Raw genomic sequence first — 24,659 nt, 5'->3', positions numbered from 1 at the left:
GCTTAAAAATAGTTATCGTTATTATAGAGTTTATATACAGAATTTATGTTTTTAAATTACATAATATCTTAACTACAAAAATAATTTTCTATATAATATTTCATATGTTTTAAAGCTTCATTTTTATGTTATTATAAATGTAAGTTTCAAGATTGAAAATAATATGGTAAATATTAACACAAAAAAACAGCCAGCAGGATTTTTCATATATCTCTCTGGTCTTTCGGGAAGTGGTAAACTTTCCACAGCAATAGAATTATCTAATATGATAGACGCATTAATTGTAAATAGCAAGTTCTATAACAATGTTCAAGCTTGCTCTATATACGATGGTGTCTTTGAACGTGATCCAATACCTAAAGAAGTTCAAGATAGAATATATGGCATTATGCAAATTATGCTTCAGGTAATAGAAAATTATCCGATTCACTCAAAAAATTACATATTTATTGATGAGTTGATGGAAAATAATGACCAGAACATGAGGATGTATGATTCAATAGTAAGGCTTAGTAAAAAAATGGGCACAGAAATCCTTCCTGTAGTACTCAGGTGCGATCTACTGACATTACAAAAGCGTATTGCATTAAAAAGGCAAAGAAAAAATAGGAGGGTGATTAATGTAAATAACGTTATAGAGAAATTGAGGACTAACGATTCATTTATACCACCGAGTGCCATAGAGATAGAAAATTCAAATATGAGTATAAAAGAAGTAGCTCAAGAGATAGTAAACCAGATGCACAAGCTTAGCCAAATTGCGTGTATGCAAAAGAATAATCTATAGCAATTTCATATACTGAGGCTCATTTAAATATAGAGCTTCAACTTCGTTTAATTTTTGCTTGTTCTTCAGTCTATAATGAACTAATAGTCCTGCATGGCTAGCATTTAAATTGCAATCCATATGTGTACTGCTTGTAGCGTGACCAGGGTCACATGCTGCAGTTGGACCAGACAGCGGCAATAAATTGAAATCAAATAACTGCGTATAAAACCCTTGAGCATTTTTGATTATAGCTCTGATATTTTTTTTGCTATTTTTACAAAGCAAAGATATTGCATAGGCTTGAACTTCCAGCGCACTAACTCCATATAACGGCTTATTTGTAGCAAGATTTATACCTTGTGCTGCTGATATACCAACTCTAATTCCAGTGAAACTTCCTGGTCCAACTACTACCGCTAAATGATCTATTTTATCATAATTATAGTTGTGCTTATCAAACAAAGTATTCAGAATTTGAAAAAATGATTCTGCATGATTGTTGCTGGCGGAATTGTGCTCTACAAAACAGTTACCATCATAATCAACTATTGCTATTGAACTACCAATACCTACAGTATCAATCGCTAAAATAGACATTACTTAAGCTTATCATAGAGTTTTGTAAACATTATAGCAAAGGCACCATTACCCATAACGTTTGCTGAAGTGATTATTGGATCAAACACTATATACAGTGCTGTGATTAACGAAAGCATTTCTGGAGAAAATTTGAGGTATTTCTCAAGAATAGGTAGCATTACCATAATTCCTCCTGCCGGAACTGCCACGATAGCAAACTTAAATAACAAAAAATAGAGAAGGAAAGTTACATAGTCTGTTGTGCACAATGAATAACCGGAGGCAATTATCATTGATAATATTATAATAAAAAAGCAATCACCTACTAAATGAAAGCTAGCAGTTATTGGCACAACAGACGATGCTATGTCAGGTTGCTTTACATTTTTTTTGCTTCCTTCAAGAGTAAGCGGCATAGTTGCATTACTAGACATTGTGCTCATTGCAGTAATAAATGCCGGTATCATATTGCCTATACTAGCTATCCAGCTTGTGATCTTGAATGAATTTGCTGCTCCATATAAGAGGAAAACATAAAGGTAGGTTGCAGATGCTATAATAATGAAAATTATTGAGTAATCCTTAAATATTATAGATAAAACTTGATCATGCTGCATTTTTAAAGCAAGCCCAAGTACAAATATTGGAATAATCGGCGTCAAAAACGTCTTCAAAATAAAGAGAGTTAAATCTAACATTTTGTTCGAAAGCTCTCTGCTTTTTTTGGGTAGCAGTGTGGACACTACTATGCTGGACACAAATCCACAAGCAAGGGCATAAAAATTAGAAAGCAATGCAGGCAGTCTAAACGACCATAAGGGAACAATTGTTTCTTCATACGTTATATCTTGTATTGAATAAGTGTTTTGTATGATAAAATGCCCAACAGAATAAGCTATTAAACTTGAAGCCAGATTCGATAAGAAGATCATTATAATAAGTAACAATATGAACTTTATAGCTGACTGCTTAAGATTGTTAACACTGCTAAAGATTAACGCAAAAATAATAAAAGGCATTATAAATAGCAAAACCTCTTTTATACTAAGGCTCGTTGAGTACAAGAAGGTTTTTACTTCCATTGGAACTAAATGACCAAAGAATGCAGCTGAAGTGATGACCGTGAGTAAGATTAATAGTTGTAGCACGTTCTTATATACCAATGTCCTATGGACATATATATGGTAAGTTAGTTGTTAAGTAAAGCAAAACTGTCTAAACTGCACAGCAAATGGTGTAATGAAAGTGGAATGACAAAAAAGAGTGAAATTAGCATTCACTTATTATTCGTGTCATTTTCAGTAAAAGCTTCTTCCCACGTGCCTTGAGTTGCTGCGCGGCTATACTCTGTTACTCTATTTTCAAAGAAATTCGTATGTTCAACGCCATTTAGTATTTCATCAAGCCACGGAATAGGATTATCATTGACATCATATATGGACTCAAGACCTAATTGCATTAACCGTCTGTTTGCTACGTAGCGTATGTAATTGCGCACTTCTTCTGCGGATAGTCCTTCAACGTCTCCGAAATCAAAAGCAAGCTTTATGAATTCATCCTCAAGTTCAACGATGGTGCGACATGCAGAATATAATTCCTCTTTAAACTCGTCGTCCCAAATTTCATTATTCTCTTTAATAAATGTATTAAACAACATGATAATTGAATTGGTGTGCAAAGTTTCATCACGGGCTGACCAGGCAATTATTTGTCCCATGCCTTTCATTTTTCCAAAGCGTTGAAAATTGAGCAAAATTGCAAATGATGCGAATAACTGCAACCCCTCGGTAAATGCACCAAACACCGCTAGAGTTTTAGCTACATGTTTTTTATCGTGTTTTTTGCTTTCCTCGAATTCTAACATGTATTCATACTTCTTTCTCATAGCATCATACTTTAAGAATGCTTGATACTCGCTTTCTGGCATGCCAATTGTGTCTAAAAGATAAGAATAAGCTGCAATGTGTATAGTTTCCATATTGGAAAAGCTTGCAAGCATCATGCATATTTCCGTTGGCTTAAATATATTTGAATAATGCCTCATGTAGCAGTTATTTACTTCAATGTCTGCCTGAGTAAAAAATCTAAAGATCTGGGTTAGTAGATTTTTTTCTACACTTGAAAGTTTAGTTTTCCAATCCTTTACGTCATCAGCAAGCGGAACTTCCTCAGGTATCCAATGGATTCTTTGTTGCTGCAGCCACGCATCATACGCCCAAGGGTAATTAAAAGGTTTGTATATTGGATCTGCTTCTAACAATGACATAAGACACCTATTATTTTCTAAAGTAAATATTATATTAAGTGATATTGAGAATCAGTCAATTTAACTTTTTTGAAATTTGACGGCAGATAATTTATTAGTGTATTATAGCTTCAAGTAATTTATCAACAGAAATGCGAGTATTAATATCTTTTATTTTATTATTTACAGTGAGCTGCACTCACACTATTCACAATCACGGAGCTCCTGGCATTAGTGTTGAATTGTGGAGCAAGATAAAAGTAGGTGACGATAAAGAAAAAGTGGTTCACACTTTAGGATCACCAACATTAGTATCAAAGTTCGATGACAATGTTTGGTACTATGTCTCATATAAAATTAAACAAGCCAATTTTTTAGGAAAAAGGAAGTATAGTAGTAAGTCTCTGCAAATTTCATTCGACCAGGACGGTAAAGTTGAAGATACAAAAGAAACTGACATCTTAGAGAGATCTTTGGCTGTTTCTGATTGAAAGTTTGCTCAGATCTTCCTACGTCATACCGCGGTTCATTCCATAACTGTACGAACATTGCGATTTGGGCCTACCAGAAGGGTGTCATGAAAGTAGCTGACACTAGTTCCTTTATGACGGCAGTGCCCAGACTACTTGGATCCAGGAAACTTAATTGCAAGTAATGCATTGGGTTTGGTAAGTATGGGTTTTGCGTTATAGAATGAAGCACTTTTGGTGAATTTGTAAAGAAAACTGGATCCCAGTGGGCTTTGTTGCATCGCTAGCTATGATGGATTAAAGATAAAAAAGATAGGGAATATCAGTAGCTTATTATTCTGGTATTTATAACAAGAACGGTCAATGAATACCTAAATTTGAGTAAAAGAAATTTCACTACCATTTACCAATCCGGCTAAAATTCAAGAATTTCAATGCTTTAGCTATTTTCAATAGAATTAAATTTATTAATATAAATAACAAATTACTATTCTTAAATTTGATCAGATTGATTGCAAAAAAACAAGATTTTCAATAGGTTGCTTATAATCCTAACTATAGTTAGCCTTTCATAAGTAGCGATGCAACAAAGCCATCCCAGTGTCAAGCACTGGGATGACACCATTTGTTGTAAACTCACTTTTACTCTATGGTTATACTACCTTGCTGCTATCCTGAACGGATACAGTGGGCTTATTAAATTATAGAATTACTTTAGCTATAGAATAAAATCTAGTGTTACTTCACGCCAAATGTGGTGGTGCTGAGTAGGCAAGCCGGTCAATGGGCTACATTTATATACTGCACGCATTGCATTATCTGCTATCGACCTGAAAAGTGGATTATTTCGATAGGAATCACTGTCTGCTACATCCGCCATAATTATCTCGCCTTGACTGGATAACAATAAGTTAATTTTTATATTAAAATTTTCTTTGTAAGCTATGCTTTCAGGAATGCTCCAGCATTTTGTGAGCTTTTCTCTTATAGAGTTAATAATTTCTGTTACAACTAATTCATCCTTTTTGCTCTCAACGCTTTTTTCGTTTCCTATTTCATTTTTTGCCCCTCTAACATCCCTTCTTAGTTTTTTCTCTACACTTTTTTTTCTTTTTGGAATTGGAATGAATTCTTTACCCTCGTTAATAATGACTTCTTCTTGCATTTCGATAATTTGCCTCGGTTGTGCTACAACAGTGTGCTCAACTATTTCTTTTTTCCTTTGTGGTATAGGAACAGCTAACGTATCATTCGTTTGGGCTTTTGTTGAAGATAACGAAAAAAGCAAAAAACAACATAAAGACAAAAAAAGAATATAACTCGAATAGAAAAAACGCATATGTTAAGCAGCTTGTTTTACTGGTTTAAAGCTAATATTGCACGTAAAGTCAATATATTTTAGTTGATGGACGAGTTTGAAGTCAATAAGGAATCCCTTCAAAGCTGAAGGCAAGCGAAAGATTGTCTTCTCGACAGACAAAGGAATTGTATAATGGATTAAAAGGAACCGTATGACAAAAATTATAGCAAAAGAATATACAGAATTTTTAGAGCAATTGAAGGATCATATTGCAACAAACCGTTATAAAGCAGCACTTGCAGTAAATAGTAAGCTTATTTTGCTTTACCACCATATTGGTACAGAGATCCTAAAACGCCAAAAAGAACATACCTGGGGAGCTAAGGTAATTGATCAATTAAGTAAGGATTTGAGAAGTACATTTCCAGAAATGAAAGGCTTTAGCATGAGAAATCTGAAGTATATGCGTAAGTTTGCCGAAGAATATCCTGATGTTGAATTTGTGCAGGAGCCTCTTGCACAATTAACTTGGTATCACAATATCACTCTTTTGGAAAAAATAGAAAGTCATGAAATAAGATTATTTTATGTAAAAAAAGCTATTGAACATACGTAACATTATGGTTATGCAGATAGAGCTTGGACTACATAAACGTCAAGGGAAATAACTTTAAAGAAAAATTACCATCTCCACAATCCGATCTAGCACATTACACATTAAAAGATCCGTATATTTTTGATTTTTTAAGTATAGGTAAGGATGCTCATGAAAGAGAAGTAGAAAAAGGACTCGTAGGGCATATGGAAAAATTTCTGTTAGAACTCGGTGAAGGATTTGCATTTGTTGGTAGACAATTTCATTTAGATGTTGGTAATAAAGACTTTTATATTGATTTATTATTCTATCATTTAAAGTTACGTTGCTTCGTAGTGATTGAACTAAAAGATAAGGATTTTAAGCCGGAATATGCTGGTAAAATGAATTTTTATCTTTCTGCAGTTGATGATTTACTGAAGCACTCGACAGATCAACCTTCTATAGGGTTAATCTTATGTAAATCTAAAGACGATGTACTTGCTAAATATACACTCCGAGACATGACCAAACCAATAGGTCTTGCAGAATATCAAATCACTGAGAATCTACCAGAAAACATAAAAACGGCTCTGCCAACAATAGAAGAATTAGAAGCTGAATTATCGAAAGTTTCAGATAAGGAAAAGTAATGCTACTAAAATCATTCAAACAATTATTTAGCAAACCAAAAGCTCAGCATGGAGGCTCAGGAAGAAGAGTGGCAGCCAATAACTTACTCTCTCATAGCCTTGAAACTTTGGAAGCAGACAGTGACGGAGTAAGTGATTTTTATGGATTACAAGCTCTAGGTGTACTATCCTATAATATCATACGGTCAATACACTCTAAATGAGATGGAAAGATGAAGGCATCATTATAGCTGCTAAAAAATACGGCGATAAAAACTTAATTCTTTCTCTGTTTACAAAAAGTCATGGAAAGCGCAGGGGATTAACTAAGCTAACAAACAATAGCAATTATAAGTTTCAGATAAGTAATCTATTACATGCAGAATGGAGTGCTAAGTTACCTGAAAATCTAGGTTTTTTTAAGTGCGAATTAATCGAATCTCCATTCCATCATTTCTTTCAAGATAGGTTAAAAAGCATTACTATTGTTTCTTTCTCCTCTATTTTAGAAAAAGTGCTTCCAGAAAGTGAACCCTGTGCCATGCTGTATGACAATTTTCGATATTTCATCGATGTAATTAAACACAACAATCAGTCTTGGCAAAGCCATTATCTTAACTTAGAGCTTCTGCTTCTTACGCAATTGGGATTCAAGTTAGACTTATCCAAATGCGCTGTAACAGGTGTTAAGGAAAATCTGCAATTTATTTCTCCAAAAACTGGTAGAGCAGTGTCAAAAAAAGTAGGAGATTATTATGCAGATAAACTCCTACCTTTTCCACAAATGTTGCATGATGTATACAATAATACCCTACAAAACAGCTACTCATTCCAAGAATTTCAGTTAGGACTGAAAGTCACAGGATATTTTTTAAATAAGTATCTATTTTTGCAGTTAAACGTGAAATTTCCAGAGCTGAGAAACCTCATGTTGTCGCTTTAATCTTAGTTATCATTTTTTTGAAATCATTTCAGAAATCTATAGCTAACCCAAGCAACACGTCATACCGCGATTCATTCGCGGTATCTCAGCATAGATTCCGCTAACGAGTAGTGGAATGACGGTTGTCGGTAAACTTAAGCCACTTTAGCTATAGCCAGTAACCACTCTATTTCTACCACTGTTTTTTGCTTTATATAAATATCTGTCAGCACGTACTATAAATTTTTTAATATCATCAAAGTCAGATCCTTGCATTTCTGCAATTCCAATGCTCACAGTTACATTATGGGTTGTATTTTTATCCGCAAGTACAAAAGGTTCTTTAGCAATAATTTTTCGTATTCTCTCCGCAATAGTATACGCATCTGATACATTGGTATCTGGCATTACAACAACAAACTCCTCACCACCAAACCTAGCTAGTAAATCTGTCACTCTGATATTTTCAGAAATTCTTTTCTGTATTTGCTTTAAAAGTTCATCTCCAGCACTATGCCCAAAACTGTCATTCACTATCTTAAAATAGTCTATATCAAGTATCATAAGAGACAACCTTCTATCCTTTTCCACAGAGTCCTTAACAATGTTTCTTAAGTGTGCATCAAAATATCTTCTATTATAACAGTTAGTTAATGGGTCCTTTATAGACATTTCCGCATTATTAAATAAATTCATTCTCAAGGCATCTTGATATCTTTTGCGTTTTACTTGCGAATTAACCCTTGCTATTAGCTCACCCTCATCCAAAGGTACTGTTAAATAATCATTAGCACCTACATCAAGTGCTTTTACTAAATTGTTTTTATCATAATCCTCAGAAAGAATCAGAATTGGTATATAACGTGTTTCCACCTTACTACGAAACTCAGAACACAAACGCAAGCCGTCAGTTTTTGAAAATTGCATATCAGAAATGATCAGGTCGTAACCATTCTCAATACCAACCTTCAATGCTTCCATTGGATCACTCAGTATTTTAATTGACCTAAAGCGTTGCTTTAATATATTATATATCTGCTCTGCTTGATGAACATCCTCATCTATAACAAGTATGTTAGCATCAAAAATCTGATTGGAATAATCCATAATACTGTTTCCTGCGACTCCACCAATCTCAGCGTTAGTTTCTCCTCTCAAACGCAATTCATCAATAATCATCTTTAAGCGTGTGAGAGACTTAATTCGTGCAGATAAAGCAGTTTCGTTTATTGGTTTAGTCAGAAAATCATCCGCGCCAGCATTAATACCTTGCACTCTATCATGAGTATCATGCAGCGCAGTTACCATAATTATTGGAATATGGGTTGTCAAGGGATCACTCTTTAGCTCCTTACAAACTTGAAAGCCATTCATCTTTGGCATCATGATATCAAGTAATATAATATCGGGCTGCTGCTTTGCTACTAAATCTATAGCTTCTTCACCATCATGAGCTACGATAACCGTATAGTACTCTGCTTTTAGTCGAGCTTCTAAAAGCTTGACATTAGATAGTACATCATCTACTACCAGAATCTTTGCTGTCATTATCTTTAGATGTATTATCTATATCATAAGTAGGATAAAGCTTACCATTTTTACCAATTATGTAATTTACTTTCTCAGCATTACATTCTTTATATAAGTCTTCAACTCCTGCGTCTTTCAATAACCTCCTAGCTTTTGATTTTATAATCATAAGATACTTATACACATTCCTAATAAGATCAATAAATACAGGCACCTTATTTTTATCAAGAACAATTATGCTCACTAAAGCTACAACTAAAATTTCTGAAAGACCTATATTGAACATTTTCCTATGAAGCAAGTACTTTAATCCTTCTGATTATAAATATTAATTTGCTTAAATCAAGTTTAGAAGCAACCATCTCATCTAAAAAACTATTATAACGTTCTATGTAGTCCTTATCATTACAAGCCCAGGTTTGAACCTTATCTTCAGGGTTATCAGTAGCTTTTATGACTTTAACAGCTAGCTTGTGATGGTAATTGCTTAAATCGTCCAATAAATCATTAACTAAGCTGCGATCCCAATAAGAAGAGCGGCTTTTCATCTTGATGGCAATTGTTCTAATCAGATCGAATCTTAACAGCGACTTTAACTCAAAGTATATTTTACCAGCATCAAGAATGGACAAAGATGTCTGTTCAGCAACAGATATAATGTCCAGTGCATAAGCAAGAACGCATAGATCAGCAACTTTTTTTGCTAGATCTTTATTTATATTAAGTTCTACTAAAGAAGTTGATCCATGGCTATAGATCTTTAACAGGTGTTCATCTAAAACATCAGTTAAGTTCTGGCCTAAAGTTTCAATTGCATCTTTAAATTTTGTAACATCATCCAATTCTACAAAGCTAAGCTTGCCAAGATTTTTCACTAGCCAAAATGATACTCTGCCAATAAATTTCTGCACGTTCCTCACTATTTGTAAGTATGAGTTAACATCAATTTTTCCATCCAATTCATCAATTTTCTGCCACAGGCTGTTTAAATCATACAGGTGGTTAACAACAATATATATGTTAACTGCTTCGTGTACCTTAATTCCAGTATTCTCAACTAAATTATTAATAAATATACAGCCCATTCTATTCACTACATCATTTGCAATGCAAGTAGAGATAATTTCTCTACGAAGTTGGTGTTTTAATATGAAATCCTTAAACTTTGTTACCATCTTTTTAGGAAAATAACCTAGCAAGTAGTCATGAGATATAAGATCTTTTTCAGACAGATCGGAATGTATAATTTCATTTTTTATTGCTGTTCTAGCATAAGACATTAGAACAGAGAGCTGAGGAGAACTGAAACCTTCTGCACCAGTTAACATCCTTGCTATCTCTTCTTCAGTTGGAAGAAATTCTACGCTTCGGTTTAACAGCCCAGATTTTTCTAAACTGAGCAGTAACCTGTGGTGCTGCTCCAATCTCTCTTTAGCTTGCAAACACTCAAGAAGTAATGCTTTTGTTTCAATTTTGTTGTGGTTCTCAAGCACTTTGGATGCAACTTCATCCACCATACTTGCCAGTATTTCATTCCTTTTTTCTAAAGAAATACCCCCTGCTTTCATAGCTGAAACAAATGCAATCTTAATGTTAACTTCAAGGTCCGAACATATCACTCCGGCTGAATTATCAACAAAGTCTGCATTGATATATCCACCTTTTTCAGCATATTCTATTCTTCCAAACTGTGTACAACCAAGATTTCCACCCTCTATAAACATAGAAGCTCTAATATCTTTACCATTCACTCTTAACTCATCGTTTGCTTTGTCACCGACCATGCTATGATTTTCACTCTTTGCCTTAACAAACGTGCCGATTCCTCCATTCCATATGAAGTCCACTTTTGCTTTCAATAGATATCTAATCAAATCACTTGGAGGTAGCATATCTTCTGTTATATCAAAGCACTTTTTTATTTCTTGAGAAATGTTTACTTGCTTACTGCTACGCTCAAATACTCCTCCACCCTTAGAAATCAAATCTTTATTATAATCCATCCAAGTTGAAAATGGTAACTCAAAGAGACGTTTACGCTCTGTGAAACTCTTTTTTGCATCAGGGTTTGGGTCAACAAAAATATGCATATGGTTAAATGCGCCGATTAAATGTATATTTTTTGAAAGCAGCATACCATTTCCAAATAAGTCGCCAGCCATATCCCCAATTCCAATAACAGTTGCATCCTGGTAAATATCCTTATTCATTTTCCAAAAATGCCTCTGTGCTGCAATCCATGCACCTCTGGCTGTAATACCCATTTTTTTGTGATCATAACCTGCTGATCCACCAGATGCAAATGCATCGCCAAGCCAAAAATTGTATTCAGAGGCTATCTGGTTGGCATAATCAGAAAATGAAGCAGTGCCTTTATCTGCTGCAACTACCAAGTATGGATCGTCTTCATCATACCTAATCACATTCTCTGGTGGAATTATTTCACCATCAACCACGTTATCAGTAATATCAAGCATTCCTCTAATAAAACTCTTATAGCACTCAACACTTTTCTCTCTTAAAATATTCTTATCTTTATAAGCTTGCTTTATTACAAATCCACCCTTTGCACCAACAGGGACAATAACCGCATTTTTTGTCATCTGAGCTTTCATGAGCCCCAAAACTTCAGTGCGAAAATCTTCAGTCCTATCCGACCACCTTAAGCCACCACGGGCTAATTTCCCTCCTCTTAGATGTATTCCCTCAAAAAGGTTTGAATAAATATACAATTCGCGATACGGACGAGGATCAGGCAAACCATTTATTTTACTTGAGTCAAATTTTGTAGATAAATATGGTTTATCGTCTTGATAATAACTGGTCCTTAAAATAGCCATTATCAAGTTAAATATCGAGCGCAAAACGTAATCATGTGAAACATTGCTGATCTCTTTTAGAAGTTCCTCAATTTTTTCTCTGACAATGTCCGTAGTTTCTGCTCTATCAATGTCTATGTTAGGATCAAATCTTGCATGAAATAGTTGTATCAAATACTTTACTACTTTTGGATACTCTGAGACTACCTTTTGGATATATTCTGGGTTGTAGTTAAATGACGTCTGCTTTAGGTAAGCACTTAACGCTCTAACCAGAAGCACTTCTTTCCACTTGAGCCCAGCAATAATGATCAAACTATTGAAATAGTCATTTTTAATTTCCTTGCTAAACACTTTCGCAAGTGTTATTTCAAATTGCTCTTTTAGAGTAATGTTGTCTATTAATTCATCGACTCTTGACAACACAAAATGGTGTATCCATATTCCACCGTTAATTTCTATGTAATAGCCATTATGAGATAGAATTTTAGCTCCCAAATTCTTAGTGATCCTTAATATCTTCGATAATTCAAGGCCTCCATTGTTTGGAGTATAAACCTTTAATTGATAATTAAGATTATCACGAGTAAGTCTTAAATCGACCTCGCTAACTCCTTTCTTCCTCACTATCTCCAATTTTTTCATATCGTAATATGCGTCATGAGGTTCGAAACTCTCTTGATAGCTTATTGGAAATGCCTTGCAATAACGGATGAATATATCCTCAACAGTGCTAAAAGTATTGTATAAATTGTCTATAAAACGATCTTCCCACTTTTCTGTAATGTTTCTTAATTTGTTTTCGATACGCAAAACTTCATCATCAAGAACGCTAGCATTTTTGGTCTTTAGCACTACATGCAATTTCATCAAATCATATTCATTGATAATGTGATTGTTATAAATATCTGAACTTCCTGCACTTGTCTCATCCTTCAATATGTCACGTATCTTGAACATTAGCCTAGCGCTAGCATAACGCATCGGTATCAGCACTATGCAACTAATAAAATCCCCGACTCTTCTTAAAAATAATCTGACCCTTGGCCTAATCGCAAGAGACATGATCGAAATGCAAATTTTAAATAATTCGTCTTCATTTGATTGGAATAATTCATCACAAGAGAACACTTGCAAAATAGAAATCAAAGCTTTATTGTTGTGGCCCCCGGTTACAAATCCTGCATTTTTTTCTATAACTTTAACTTTATCTTTTATTATTGGAATAGTTCGAATATCTTGGACCTCCGCTACAGAAGTAAATAGCCCGAAAAAACGCCGTTCCTTTACTACATTACCCTGGTCATCAAATTCTTTTACTCCTATACAATTCATGTATGTACGCCGATGGACTATTGAGATTAGATCTGATCTCAATATGTATAGGGAATCAAGGTTTGCAGAAGGAATCAACGTACTTTGACCTACTCTCATCAGGCCAAGGTCCTTTTTGCCATCACAGACGAGTTTTTCATCTTTACCAGCAATATATTCTTGATAACCTAGAAATACAAAATTATTATTCTTTAACCAAACTAGAAAATCTTTTTGCTCTTGATTTCGGTCTGGTGTCATTCCAGTGCGTGACACTGGAATCCACGTGTCCTTTTCCTGGATCCCAGTATCAAGTACTGGGATGACAGAAAGACTTGCCTCATCAAGTTTCTTAAGCATTAAGTGCCAATCTTTCACAACACAATTAACTGCTTTCAGCGTTTTTTGTAGAGATTCTTTTAATGTATCAACAAAACTGTCACTTATACCTTTGATAATTACATATATAACTGACTCTTTTATTCCATTACTTTCTTCCAAAGGGTAAATCTCATCTATTAGGCCATCTTTTCTTTTAATGTTAATTATGCTGTTGCTGTAATAGCATATGGTTAAATCGTGCGACTTAATAGTTGTAATAACGGAGTCAACCAAAAATGGCATATCATCGTTTGTTATCTTAATCGTGGTAAAATCGCCTTCTATTCCTGGTATATCATCTATATTGCTTACTACTAACTTACTTTCATCTTTCTCTTTTTGAGAAACAAAATTGTAAGCATCGTTTACAATATATAGCAAAAACTTATCATTGGCTTTTAGGTTGCTTTTATAAACAAAACTATAAAAATACTTAATAAATTTTTTAATTTTTTCTTTATCTTGCTGATTTTCTTGATCAGCTAACTTAAATAAAGACTCAGTGTCAACATTATGATCTATACACATTTTTTTTAACAAAAATACACAGTGAACTTAAACCTTTTTAACTAAGATTTCATTATCAAGAGCGTACACTATTAGCTCATCATTTTCTACTACTTCCCCTGATAAAACTAATTTAGCTAAATTATTTTGAATACACTCTTGTATAACCCTTTTTAAGGGCCTTGCTCCATATTCAGGGTCATAGCCAGTTTGTGCTATTAGTTCTTTAGCTTCCTGCGACAAACTTATACTCAGTTTACGCTTAGCAAGTGTTTTTTGTAAATAAGAAAATTGAACATCTATAATTTTATAGATGTCATTTCTGGTTAAACTGTGAAATATAATAATTTCATCCAGTCTGTTTAAAAATTCTGGACGAAATGTTGATTTAATTATCTGCATTACCTCATCTTTTACAGACTCAGCAATCCCCTTTAGCATTATCTCAGCACCAAGATTAGAAGTTAAAATCAGTATGGTATTGCGAAAATCAATCAATTTGCCATGACTATCAGTGAGTCTCCCCTCATCCAAGATTTGCAGCAATAGATTAAATATATCTGGATTTGCCTTTTCTATCTCATCAAATAAGATTACCTGATATGGTCTTCTCCTCACTGCTTCAGTTAATCTGCCACCTTGTTCATAGCCAACATACCCTGGAGGCGCGCCAATTAACTTTGAAACAGAATGTTTTTCCATATATTCTGACATATCAAAACGCAAAAGCGCTGATTGATCGTCAAACAGAAATTCAGCAAGGGCTTTTGCCAATTCTGTTTTTCCAACTCCGGTTGGACCCAAGAATAAGAATGAACCAAAAGGTCGATTAGTATCTTGCACACCAGAGCGAGAGCGCCTAACTGCATTACTTATCGCTTCTATTGCATCTTTCTGCCCTATTACTCTTCTTCCTATTTCATTCTCCATGTTGAGAAGTTTTTCCTTTTCGCTGTGCATCATGTTATCAACTGGAATTCCTGTCCACTTTGAAACAATGTTTGCAATATCATCTCCAGTCACTTCTTTCTTTAAGAAACTATCAGTAACCTTTTCCTGATTTTTTAATTCATTCTCAAGCTGAGGAATCACACCATACATCAGCTCTCCTGCTCTTCCCAAATTCCCACTACGCTGAACTAATTCCAACTCTTTTCTAGCGTTATCTAATTTTTCGGCTGTTTCTTGTATTCTAGCTATTTTATTCTTTTCCATCTGCCATTTGCTGTTCAAGTCAGCAAATTTACTGTTTAGATTTTCGATCTCTTCATTTATCTTTTTTAAACGCTGTTTAGAATTTTCATCACTTTCTTTTTTTAAAGCCTCTGCTTCAATCTTTAGCTGTATAACCTTTCTCTCAAGTTCATCAATAACTTCAGGCTTGCTATCCATTTCAATTCTCACCCTACTTGCTGCTTCATCAATCAAATCAATTGCTTTATCAGGTAAAAACCTATCTGTTATATATCTATTGGACAACGTTGCAGCAGCAATTATTGCACCGTCTGTAATTCTTATACCATGATGCACCTCATATCTTTCCTTCAAACCCCTGAGTATTGAAATGGTATCAGTTTCAGTTGGTTGAGAAATAAACACAGGCTGGAAACGCCTTGCAAGCGCAGGATCTTTTTCTATATGCTGACGATATTCATCTAAAGTTGTGGCTCCTATACAGCGAATTTCTCCACGCGCAAGAGCAGGCTTCAGCAGATTCGAGGCATCCATTGCACCACTTGTTGCTCCTGCTCCAACTAAAGTATGAAGCTCATCTATAAACAAGATAACTTTTCCCTCCGCTTTCGAAAGCTCATTAATAACTGCTTTTAACCTTTCTTCAAATTCTCCTCTAAACTTTGTTCCAGCGATTAATGCACCAAGATCCAAAGCTAAGACCTTTGCATCATGCAAACCAAGTGGTACATCGTTTGCAACAATTCTATTTGCAAGCCCCTCAACTATTGCAGTTTTTCCAACACCAGGTTCACCGATCAGCACTGGATTATTTTTTGTCCGCCTCAGTGATACCTGCATAGTTCTTCTGATCTCTTCATCACGACCAATTACAGGATCAAGCTTTCCTTGCATAGCAAGCTCTGTAACATCTTTTGTATATTTCTTTGCCGCGTTTAATTTTTCCTCACTGTCTGGCGAGTCCGCACTGCTGCCCTTTCTCATTTCTGCAACAACTGAGTTCAGTTTTTGTGGAGTCACACCATTCTCTGCCAGAATTTTGCCTACAGTATCATCTTTTTGTGCAGTGAGGCCCTGCAGTAAACGCTCGACAGCAACAAATGAATCTTTATTTCTCTTTGCAATACCAATTGAATCTTCAAAAACTTTTGCTATTTCTCTTGAAAGTTGAAGGCCACCACTTCCTGGACCTTCAATTACTGGCAACTTTTTTATTGCACTATCCACAGCATCGGAAATACTCTGCACATTTCCACCACAAGCGTTTATCAAATCCTGAACTAAACCTGATTCATCTTCAAGCATCACTTTTAGTAAATGCTCAGGCATAAAAATCTGATGCCCAGCTCCCAACGCTTTCATTTGAGCACTTTGAATTAGACTTTTTGCTTTTTCGGTAAATTTATTTAAGTCCATAACACCAGTTAAATTCGTATTTGCTGATGTATATAACAACTGATTTCATAAATTTAAACCTAAAGTTGTTTATTGTTAGGTATGAAATTTAAAACTTTCTTAAAAAAGGAACTATCATAGTAACCATACAAATATCTTGTATCTCAAGACCTTTGGTTTTTGTTGCTGAAAATGGTTGTATTATTTAAGTTATTAACAATATACAATACTAAGTTAATGTAATTTATTTGGAGATGACAGGAAAATTTATTGTAACTTTATATTCTAAATAGAATAAAGTTCTTTTGTTAGTATTGTCCTTTTTGTAAAAAATATTCCTAATTTCTTCATCATTTTTGTGGGTAAGGTCATCTGCTTCTCTACCTCAAGTGGTTAACAAAGTTTCTTGTCACGAGGGACCAAATGAAAGTCTGCTCGTTTTCACGCGAATTAATGTTACAAATTCTATCCATTTCGTTACAAAATGGCATTCGCTTTCTCCATTATCCTTTACCTGCATTTTCATCAGCGTTCCTTGCGGTTTGCTTGCCATATAGGCGGAAATACAGGCTTACCCTGTTCCTTCTGTCATACAACAGTGGGTTAGGTGACTTCTCTATACCGGTGATTTGCGTACATCCAGAAATGAAAAATGTCACATTACCTTTTGGTCGGAGCTTATCAGCATCTTTAGCTCTTTAATCGTTACGATACTTATGAAGCTTCACTTACGTTCACCATACCACTAAGCCTAGCTCTCCAACCACATGATGCTTGTAGTTTATGCTCCTTTCACGATTGAGCATCTTCTTTTTCAAGAGGAGGTTCATTGTCCGCATCGCTTGGCACCAACCGGTTACCCGATTCGCACTGATGCGTAGACTCAGATGGCAAAACATCTGGTTTAATAAGTTTTAGAACTCTTTTAGTTTCTTTCTGAAGGAATTCCTCTCCTTTTAAACAATATGACCGAAGACTTTCAGGTCGCACCATTTCAATAATTAGCTGGGTTCCAGCAGAATCAGTACAGAAAACATCAACAATACTTTGTTTTTTAGAGGCAATCTCAGCATCCATGATAGTGCTGAGAAATTCTATTTCTTCTATTTCATCTTTGCCAGCGAAGTCCAATATATCATTGAGAAAGTGAATGAGAATATCTTTATTTTTCTCAGTGCCAAATATTCTCTTGAACGCAAAATTGTTTTTTGGATCGAGAAATTTCGAAAAGGCCATAATTAAATACAATTAGGAGACGAATAATTATACACTATTTTTCGCAAATGTTCAACCTCTGATTACTCCTTATTCTTTGCCCTTCCTGCACGTTTGCGTTCATTTGGATCGAGGAATTTCTTGCGTAAACGTATAGATTTTGGGGTTACTTCTACCAATTCATCATCGTCTATATACGCTATCATATCCTCCAGTGTCATTATCTTTGGAGGAGTGAGTTTTATGGCTTCATCACTACCTGATGCTCTTACATTGGTTAATTGTTTACCTTTTAGCACGTTTATCTCCAAATCATTGTCACGGCTGTGCTGGCCGACAACCATGCCACAATATACCTTATCCTGTGGCTTAATAAACATAATTCCCCTGTCTTGCAAATTGAAAATTGCATATGCCACAGCCTCACCCTTATCTGTAGAAATTAAAACTCCATTGCGCCTTCCAGAAATTGGACCTCTATGTGGAGCATAACTGTGAAATAAACGGTTAATTATGCCTGTGCCACGAGAATCAGTTAAAAACTCTCCTTGATAACCGATTAATCCTCTTGATGGCACTAAAAACGTTAATCTTGTCCTGCCATTACCAGAAGGTCTCATGTCAGTTACTTCACCTTTACGGAAGCTGAGTTTTTCCATGATGATTCCACTATATTCATCATCTACATCAATTACTACTTCCTCTATAGGTTCAAGTTTTTTGCCATCTTCTTCCTTAAATAGCACTCGAGGGCGTGATACCGAAAGCTCAAAACCTTCTCTCCTCATATTTTCAATTAACACCCCAAGCTGTAGCTCACCACGTCCACCTACTTCAAATGCTTCACCGCTTGGTGCCAAAGTCACAGTAATTGCAACATTTGTTTCTGCCTCCGCGTATAAGCGATCCTTTATAGCAGTTGAGGTAAGCTTTGTACCTTCTTGCCCAGCAAAAGGTGAATCATTAACACTCAGAGTAATCGCCATTGTCGGCGGATCAACTGGAGTTGAGCTTACTGCAGTTGTAACCTCTGGTGCTGCTATAGTATCTGAAACCGAAGCTTCCTCAAGTCCTGCAATTGCAATTATGTCTCCCGCCACAGCTTGTTCTACTGGAATGCGTTTCAAGCCAGAAAATGAGAGCAACTTAGTTAATCTTCCTCGTTCAATTACTTTGCCATCGAGGTCAAGCACCTTAAGATCCGAATTGACTTTTGCAACGCCCTGATAAACCTTTCCTGTCAATATTCTGCCAAGAAACTTATCAGACTCAAGTAGAGTGACCAGCATAGCAAAAGGTGCATTTTGATCATAAACAGAAGGTTTTATATAATCTATAACCGTTGAAAATAATGGGCTTAAATCTTTCCTTTCATCAGAAAGCTCCTTAGCACACCAGCCATTTCTACCTGAAGCATACAACACTGGAAAATCTAGCTGCTCGTTGGTTGCATCAAGGTTAAAAAATAACTCATATATTTCATTTAATACTTCATCAATTCTGCTGTCTGGTCGATCGACCTTATTGATTATCACAATTGGCTTCAAATTTGCTTTTAGTGCTTTTGAGAGCACAAATTTTGTTTGTGGCATGGGACCTTCTGCAGCATCAACCAGCAGCAACACGCCGTCTGCCATGCACAATACCCTTTCTACTTCTCCACCAAAGTCTGCGTGCCCTGGCGTATCAATAATATTGATTTTTTCATCACCCCACATTATTGATGTGCATTTTGCAAGTATTGTAATTCCGCGTTCACGCTCTTGATCACCACTATCCATCACTCGTTCTTGAACTTCTTGATTCTCGCGGAATGTGCCACTTTGTTTTAACATGTTATCAAGTAAAGTAGTTTTACCGTGGTCAACGTGTGCGATTATTGCTATATTTCGGATCGATTTAAATTCGTTCATTTTCTATCATTTCAAAATTAATTTAGTAATAAGTATACATAAAATACACTTGGAGTAAATAACTAAAGCTGTGCTGTGCTTCCAAGATATTATAGGATTACTTTGTTAAATATTCCCTACTCCCAGGTTTTGTTATGGGTAGTTGTTTTAATTCACTTGGAAGTTCTTCCTCGCTGTAGTTTTTGATGTTCAGTTCAATCAAAGATATGACAGGAAAAGGCAGTTTCGTTTCACTATTTCTCTTTATCAAAGAAGCTTCAGCAACAACTTTACCTCCTTCCCCTTCTGCACATTCCACTGCTTCAAGTGAAGATTTACCTGTGGTTATTACATCTTCAATGAGCAATATTTTCTCACCCTTTTTGATCTTAAATCCACGGCGTAATTCAAACTTACCATTAACGCGCTCGCAAAACATTGTCTTTATTCCAAGCTGCCTGCCAATCTCATAACCCACAATTATTCCACCAATTGCAGGAGATAATATTAAATCTATGGAGCTATTTAATTCTTTTTTTATTTTATCTGCTAATAATGCGCAAACTTTCATGGCTCTGCTTGGATTTTCAAAAATCTTCGCACACTGTATGTATGTGTCACTATGCAGCCCGGATGATAAAACAAAATGCCCATGCAAAATTGCTTCTGCTTCTTTAAATTCTTTTATTATTAGGTTATTTTCGTCTAATATCATTTTTTAAGTTTCACTATTACATTCTTTATTAATTATCTGAGTGATACAAACATCAGACCACACATTTATTGCAGTTTCAAACATATCGATGATTGTATAAATAGGCAAAATCAGTCCCATAATATGCAGAGGAACATTCATCGACATGAGATAACTGGTTGCCATAAAATAGCACCCCATCGGCACTCCAGCGTTACCAATTGCAGCCCCTGTAGCTAAAAAAATCCATATCAACATTTCGCTTAAGGAAAATACGTATCCGTTCATTTCTGCAACAAACATTACAGTGATTAGTATAAATGCAGCACATGCATTCATGTTAATTGTTGTGCATATTGGTAAAATAAAAGACGATAATTTCTTTGGCACCTTTAGCTTGTTCTGCACACATTCTATAGTTGTTGGCAATGTTGCACTGGATGATTTAGAAAAAAACGCAAGTGTGAGTGCTGGCATAACCCCTTTCAGCGTTTGAATTGGTGATATGCCTTTATACCACATAAATAGCGGTAAAATCAGAAATGCCTGCACAAAATTTGCAGACATTATGCAAACAAAATACCATAAAAGATTGTAGAACTCACTACCGCCTTTTAATTCATGCAAAAAACATGTAATAAAAGACCAAACAGCAAGCGGAATAAATTTTAATAACCCTTGAGCAATTTTAAGTAGCGTATCAAAAAGTGCAGAGAATACTTGATATAATATATCCTGCTTTTCTTTTGAAAGTGAAACAATAGCTCCACCCATCAAAAAAGCGATTAATATGCTACCAATCATATTATTTTCAAGAAAAACTTGCACAAAATTAGAAGGAATGAGTGATTTTAAATATGAAAAATAACTGTGGTTATTGCTGTTAATACTCCCTATTGTATTACTTATGAAATTTTTTCTTGCTGGATCTATTAACAAATAAAACGATAATGCAACAAACGCAGCTATAATAGTTGTAAGCAGAGTATAAAATAGTGTTTTCTTAACTAAGACTTTGATTTCAATTGAGTCTTTGAGCCCGGAAATTGTGGAAACTATGGATAAAAAAACCAGAGGTAAGCTTATTAATTTGAGCAAGCTGATAAAGATATCACTAAATAGCTTTGCTATTTCAAATATGATTTCATTGTTTAGGTAGTAAGCAACTATTGCAAGCAGTATAGAAAAAAGTATTGCAAACTTGTGCATTGAAAATAAAACTTCAAAGTAACATTATACAATAATTTTGCTGTTTTGGAATCAGATTGATAGACAAAATAACTTTACAGATTAGGGAAAGATAAGAGGATGTGTTTATTCGGAGACAGTGTAAGATTTCTTAATTTAAATTTAGGTGCACTTAGCCCATTCTGGTGATAACAAATTGGAATAGATAAGATATGATAACTAACTCTTCTGCGAGTATATAGTTTTGCCGGACACAACAGTACGTACTACGTGTCCTTTTACTTTGCGACCATCGAAAGGAGAATTCTTTGATTTACTAGCAAAGTTGTCAGTTTTAATTTCCCATTCATGATTGAGGTCAACTAAAATTAAGTCTGCAGCAAGGTTTTTTTGTATACGACCACGTGGTATGTGTATTATATCTGCAGGCTTATATGTCAATTTTGCAAGCACATCAAGTAGACCCATTTGCCCACTGTGATAGAGTTCAAGTGAAAGGGGCAGCATTGTTTCAAGACCAACAATACCAAATGCAGCATTTTCAAGTGGTAGATCTTTAGAACTACGATCATGCGGAGCGTGATCAGTTGCAATGCAATCAATCACACCTGTCTTTAAACCTTCAACCATAGCTAAACGATCTTCTTCAGTGCGAAGCGGCGGATTCATTTTTGCAATTGCTCCATGTTGTTTTACTATATCTTCAGTCAAAGTGAAGTGATGAGGGGTTACTTCGCACGTAACATTTAATCCCAAATCTTTTGCACGTTTAATAGCATCAAGTGAATCTTTTGAAGAGACATGTAGAATATGGTAGTGCACATTTTCCATATCCTTCATTAGCAGTATATCACGATTTACCATAACCGATTCTGACGCACTCAAGATCCCCTTTACTCCCAATTCTTCAGAAATTTTACCTTCGTTGATTGCGCCACCAGCAGATAAATTTAAATCTTCTGCATGTTGAGCAATAGGAACATTCAGCATACTTGAATAAAGCAGCGCCTGTCTCATAATCATTGGGTTCATAACTGGCATGCCATCATCGGTGAACCCAACCGCACCTGCTTCCTTTAAAAGTGCCATTTCAGTCAGGTGTTCTTCCGAAGTGGTGATTTTAGCGTAAAATTCAACGTTTACATGTGAAGTTTCAAGTGCTCTATATTTCAAATATTTAGCCAAAATAACGCTATCAATTGCTGGAACAGTGTTTGGCTGACAAACTACAGTTGTAACTCCCCCCGCAGCTGCAGATTTGCTGCCTGTATATATAGTTTCTTTATGTTCCTGGCCTGGTTCACGAAAATGTACGTGAATGTCAATAAGGCCTGGCATTAGAACAAGCCCTTTACAGTCTATTGTTTCATCAACTCCACTTGTTGAAAATAATGATTCACCAAAGTCAACAATTTTATCCCCTTCAGTCAATAATGAACCTTTTATATCAAGTTTAGTTTCCGGGTCGATAATACGAGCATTAGTATACGCAATTTTATAGCCTTCCTTTTGTCCTGTTTGCAACAAATCCCAAGTTTGAGTCATTATATTTGAGTATCGATTATAAAATAAATCTAAAGTTTTTTTAATAAAACACAACCAAATTAAAACACAGACTAAGAGCTGTCTTGAATTAAAGTGCTTTCATTATCCTAAAGATTTGGTTCTTATAACCTAGTTAGCTCAGTTTTAACGTTAATGTGTGAAGCTCTGAGTTCTGTTGAAGGATTTTCCAGCTGAATATCTAGCTCATTCTGTATGTTCGATAAACAAATTAAAGCTGAATCAAAAATTTCATCACACTGCTTTGCTTCATGTATATCATCAATTATTTCCTCGAATTCTTCCACATCATCCATTTCTTGCGGCGCACTTTTTAATATCGCTTTTATTTGGTTTAAGTTTTGACGAATTTTCTCCTGATATCCAACAATTCTCTCTTGATATATATCAATCATTTTTTGACATGCGTTGCCTCTAAATGGATGTTCTTTTTTCTCTTTTATGTAAGAATTTTGAAAGTCTTTACAGTTAAGGATTGCTTCTCTATGTTTTTTTATGTCATTAATTGCGCTGATTATCGACTTATCTATTTTCTTTAAATTTTCTTCCCGTTCTTCTCTTTTAATTATACTTTTGGATTCATTTTTTATCTGGTTCATTTTGTCATACAGGTTTCTGCATCCTTTGTAAGATGCCATTGGTTGTAACATTCCTTCTTTTACACCTTTATTGTAAAAATTCTTCAACTCATCACTTGATAGTATTGTTATAGCATCTTCCCTTTTACCTTGTGATTTAGGATACTTTTTATTCAATAAACTAACATGATTTAACAAGAAATCTCTAACTAGCCCTTCTTTTTTTACTTCGGATAATCTTTCTAGTGTTTCTATATATTTCAGAGTTTCCGCAAAGAGCTGTCCACCAGAGGGAGCAAATCCTTGAAGTGATTTACTCTGTGCTTTACAAAAATCGGTTTGTAAAAAATCTTCAGCTTGTTTTTTTATTACTGAAAGTTCATTAAAGGCTTTTTCTGGATTGATTTTTCTCAAAATACTAATAGCTTTTCTAATCGCTTTTTCTCTCTTTTTATTATCTTGCTTTTCATTTAATATGAGATGTTCAGTTTTGGTAAAAGCATTACCTTGATCACTCTTTGCAATGTTACAAACGATGTTTTTTACAACTTCTTCGGTTGCTGCATAATCTATTTCTTTTGCAAAGCAGTCAACAAATGATTGCCAAACTTTTTTATTAACAAGTTTACTTGTCTTATTTTCAAAATCTTCTATATCTTTGAATCCTAAAATAGTATAGAGATTTTTTTCGATTATTGGTTCGGCATGTTGTTTTGCCACTTTACCTTTTATATTGAATGGAAATTTACTAATCTTAGTTGTACCCACAATGTTACCTCAATATTAACGCTATCTATAAAAGTATAAAGATTTAATATTTAATTTTTAATTAATACTAGCACAGCTAACTACGGGAGCATTATGCTAGCATCAATTAACACTTTAACTTCTAACTTGT

Annotated in this window: 17 protein-coding genes and 2 pseudogenes; 4 read left to right on the top strand and 15 right to left on the bottom strand. The window is 34.9% G+C overall.

What is annotated here, in order from left to right; all coding sequences use genetic code 11:
- The first annotated feature begins 163 nt into the window (after positions 1-163).
- Positions 164-787, top strand: coding sequence for a hypothetical protein (locus AAGD84_RS03560; RefSeq protein WP_015588891.1), 624 nt, complete (start codon positions 164-166; stop codon positions 785-787).
- Here the strand turns inward: AAGD84_RS03560 and tsaB are convergent.
- From tsaB to AAGD84_RS03545, 3 genes are all read right to left on the bottom strand, one after another.
- Positions 782-1,366: a tRNA (adenosine(37)-N6)-threonylcarbamoyltransferase complex dimerization subunit type 1 TsaB gene (gene tsaB, locus AAGD84_RS03555; RefSeq protein WP_264723341.1), complete on the bottom strand. Its 585-nt coding sequence runs from the start codon at positions 1,364-1,366 to the stop codon at positions 782-784. The two genes, AAGD84_RS03560 and tsaB, sit on opposite strands and share 6 nt — an antisense overlap.
- Positions 1,366-2,496, bottom strand: a complete 1,131-nt coding sequence (locus AAGD84_RS03550; protein WP_006280118.1) for a cation:dicarboxylate symporter family transporter — start codon at positions 2,494-2,496, stop codon at positions 1,366-1,368. The genes tsaB and AAGD84_RS03550 overlap by 1 nt, the downstream gene beginning before the upstream one ends.
- 128 nt (positions 2,497-2,624) lie before the next feature.
- Positions 2,625-3,614, bottom strand: coding sequence for a ribonucleotide-diphosphate reductase subunit beta (locus AAGD84_RS03545; RefSeq protein WP_077188563.1), 990 nt, complete (start codon positions 3,612-3,614; stop codon positions 2,625-2,627).
- A 131-nt stretch (positions 3,615-3,745) separates the two neighbouring features.
- Between AAGD84_RS03545 and AAGD84_RS03540 the strand changes: the two genes are divergently transcribed.
- Positions 3,746-4,084 (top strand): outer membrane protein assembly factor BamE, encoded by a 339-nt coding sequence (locus AAGD84_RS03540; protein WP_006279908.1) that lies wholly within the window; start codon positions 3,746-3,748, stop codon positions 4,082-4,084.
- A gap of 472 nt (positions 4,085-4,556) precedes the next feature.
- On the opposite strand, the gene AAGD84_RS03535 is transcribed toward AAGD84_RS03540, so the two are convergent.
- Positions 4,557-4,703 (bottom strand): hypothetical protein, encoded by a 147-nt coding sequence (locus AAGD84_RS03535; RefSeq protein WP_155975170.1) that lies wholly within the window; start codon positions 4,701-4,703, stop codon positions 4,557-4,559.
- Positions 4,704-4,781: 78 nt separating this feature from the next.
- Entirely contained in the window at positions 4,782-5,402 is a 621-nt protein-coding gene (locus AAGD84_RS03530) for a hypothetical protein (RefSeq protein ID WP_341818155.1), read from the bottom strand.
- A gap of 172 nt (positions 5,403-5,574) precedes the next feature.
- Between AAGD84_RS03530 and AAGD84_RS07520 the strand changes: the two are divergent.
- Positions 5,575-6,590, top strand: a pseudogene (locus AAGD84_RS07520) (PDDEXK nuclease domain-containing protein).
- 199 nt (positions 6,591-6,789) lie between these two features.
- A complete protein-coding gene (gene recO, locus AAGD84_RS03515; protein ID WP_253303463.1) occupies positions 6,790-7,512 on the top strand; it encodes a DNA repair protein RecO in 723 nt (240 codons plus the stop codon).
- A 144-nt stretch (positions 7,513-7,656) separates the two neighbouring features.
- Here recO and AAGD84_RS03510 read toward each other — a convergent pair whose 3' ends face one another.
- From AAGD84_RS03510 to AAGD84_RS03465, 10 genes and pseudogenes are all read right to left on the bottom strand, one after another.
- Positions 7,657-9,039 (bottom strand): PleD family two-component system response regulator, encoded by a 1,383-nt coding sequence (locus tag AAGD84_RS03510; protein WP_341818154.1) that lies wholly within the window; start codon positions 9,037-9,039, stop codon positions 7,657-7,659.
- Positions 9,011-9,307: a hypothetical protein gene (locus AAGD84_RS03505; RefSeq protein ID WP_038250226.1), complete on the bottom strand. Its 297-nt coding sequence runs from the start codon at positions 9,305-9,307 to the stop codon at positions 9,011-9,013. The genes AAGD84_RS03510 and AAGD84_RS03505 overlap by 29 nt, the downstream gene beginning before the upstream one ends.
- A 4-nt stretch (positions 9,308-9,311) precedes the next feature.
- On the bottom strand, positions 9,312-14,063 hold the full coding sequence (locus tag AAGD84_RS03500; RefSeq protein WP_265038481.1) for an NAD-glutamate dehydrogenase: 4,752 nt from the start codon (positions 14,061-14,063) through the stop codon (positions 9,312-9,314).
- Positions 14,064-14,090: 27 nt separating this feature from the next.
- Positions 14,091-16,652 (bottom strand): ATP-dependent chaperone ClpB, encoded by a 2,562-nt coding sequence (gene clpB, locus AAGD84_RS03495; protein WP_265037984.1) that lies wholly within the window; start codon positions 16,650-16,652, stop codon positions 14,091-14,093.
- A 969-nt stretch (positions 16,653-17,621) separates the two neighbouring features.
- Positions 17,622-17,867 (bottom strand): annotated as a pseudogene (locus tag AAGD84_RS03490) (PD-(D/E)XK nuclease family transposase); the annotation flags it as partial.
- A 62-nt stretch (positions 17,868-17,929) separates the two neighbouring features.
- A complete protein-coding gene (gene typA / locus AAGD84_RS03485; protein ID WP_264723349.1) occupies positions 17,930-19,759 on the bottom strand; it encodes a translational GTPase TypA in 1,830 nt (609 codons plus the stop codon).
- 97 nt (positions 19,760-19,856) lie between these two features.
- On the bottom strand, positions 19,857-20,453 hold the full coding sequence (gene pyrE / locus AAGD84_RS03480) for an orotate phosphoribosyltransferase (RefSeq protein ID WP_006279657.1): 597 nt from the start codon (positions 20,451-20,453) through the stop codon (positions 19,857-19,859).
- A 3-nt stretch (positions 20,454-20,456) separates the two neighbouring features.
- On the bottom strand, positions 20,457-21,641 hold the full coding sequence (locus AAGD84_RS03475) for a dicarboxylate/amino acid:cation symporter (RefSeq protein ID WP_010082165.1): 1,185 nt from the start codon (positions 21,639-21,641) through the stop codon (positions 20,457-20,459).
- Between the two features lie 198 nt (positions 21,642-21,839).
- The gene (locus tag AAGD84_RS03470) at positions 21,840-23,165 is read right to left on the bottom strand and encodes a dihydroorotase (protein WP_022626228.1); all 1,326 of its coding nucleotides are present in this window, start codon (positions 23,163-23,165) and stop codon (positions 21,840-21,842) included.
- Positions 23,166-23,287: 122 nt separating this feature from the next.
- Positions 23,288-24,529 (bottom strand): hypothetical protein, encoded by a 1,242-nt coding sequence (locus AAGD84_RS03465; RefSeq protein WP_006279654.1) that lies wholly within the window; start codon positions 24,527-24,529, stop codon positions 23,288-23,290.
- Positions 24,530-24,659: the final 130 nt, after the last annotated feature.

The organism is Wolbachia endosymbiont (group A) of Andrena fulva (assembly GCF_964026815.1).
GTDB lineage: Bacteria > Pseudomonadota > Alphaproteobacteria > Rickettsiales > Anaplasmataceae > Wolbachia > Wolbachia pipientis.
This window is presented reverse-complemented; position numbering and strand designations above follow the sequence as displayed.

What these genes read in the sequence shown, in the direction of transcription:
- AAGD84_RS03470 (WP_022626228.1), bottom strand. Translation starts at nt 23,165, where the DNA reads ATGACTCAAACTTGGGATTTGTTGCAAACAGGACAAAAGGAAGGCTAT.
- AAGD84_RS03560 (WP_015588891.1), top strand. Translation starts at nt 164, where the DNA reads ATGGTAAATATTAACACAAAAAAACAGCCAGCAGGATTTTTCATATAT.
- AAGD84_RS03505 (WP_038250226.1), bottom strand. Translation starts at nt 9,307, where the DNA reads ATGTTCAATATAGGTCTTTCAGAAATTTTAGTTGTAGCTTTAGTGAGC.
- clpB (WP_265037984.1), bottom strand. Translation starts at nt 16,652, where the DNA reads ATGGACTTAAATAAATTTACCGAAAAAGCAAAAAGTCTAATTCAAAGT.
- pyrE (WP_006279657.1), bottom strand. Translation starts at nt 20,453, where the DNA reads ATGATATTAGACGAAAATAACCTAATAATAAAAGAATTTAAAGAAGCA.
- AAGD84_RS03540 (WP_006279908.1), top strand. Translation starts at nt 3,746, where the DNA reads ATGCGAGTATTAATATCTTTTATTTTATTATTTACAGTGAGCTGCACT.
- AAGD84_RS03510 (WP_341818154.1), bottom strand. Translation starts at nt 9,039, where the DNA reads ATGACAGCAAAGATTCTGGTAGTAGATGATGTACTATCTAATGTCAAG.
- tsaB (WP_264723341.1), bottom strand. Translation starts at nt 1,366, where the DNA reads ATGTCTATTTTAGCGATTGATACTGTAGGTATTGGTAGTTCAATAGCA.
- recO (WP_253303463.1), top strand. Translation starts at nt 6,790, where the DNA reads ATGAGATGGAAAGATGAAGGCATCATTATAGCTGCTAAAAAATACGGC.
- AAGD84_RS03545 (WP_077188563.1), bottom strand. Translation starts at nt 3,614, where the DNA reads ATGTCATTGTTAGAAGCAGATCCAATATACAAACCTTTTAATTACCCT.
- AAGD84_RS03530 (WP_341818155.1), bottom strand. Translation starts at nt 5,402, where the DNA reads ATGCGTTTTTTCTATTCGAGTTATATTCTTTTTTTGTCTTTATGTTGT.
- typA (WP_264723349.1), bottom strand. Translation starts at nt 19,759, where the DNA reads ATGAACGAATTTAAATCGATCCGAAATATAGCAATAATCGCACACGTT.
- AAGD84_RS03475 (WP_010082165.1), bottom strand. Translation starts at nt 21,641, where the DNA reads ATGCACAAGTTTGCAATACTTTTTTCTATACTGCTTGCAATAGTTGCT.
- AAGD84_RS03500 (WP_265038481.1), bottom strand. Translation starts at nt 14,063, where the DNA reads ATGTGTATAGATCATAATGTTGACACTGAGTCTTTATTTAAGTTAGCT.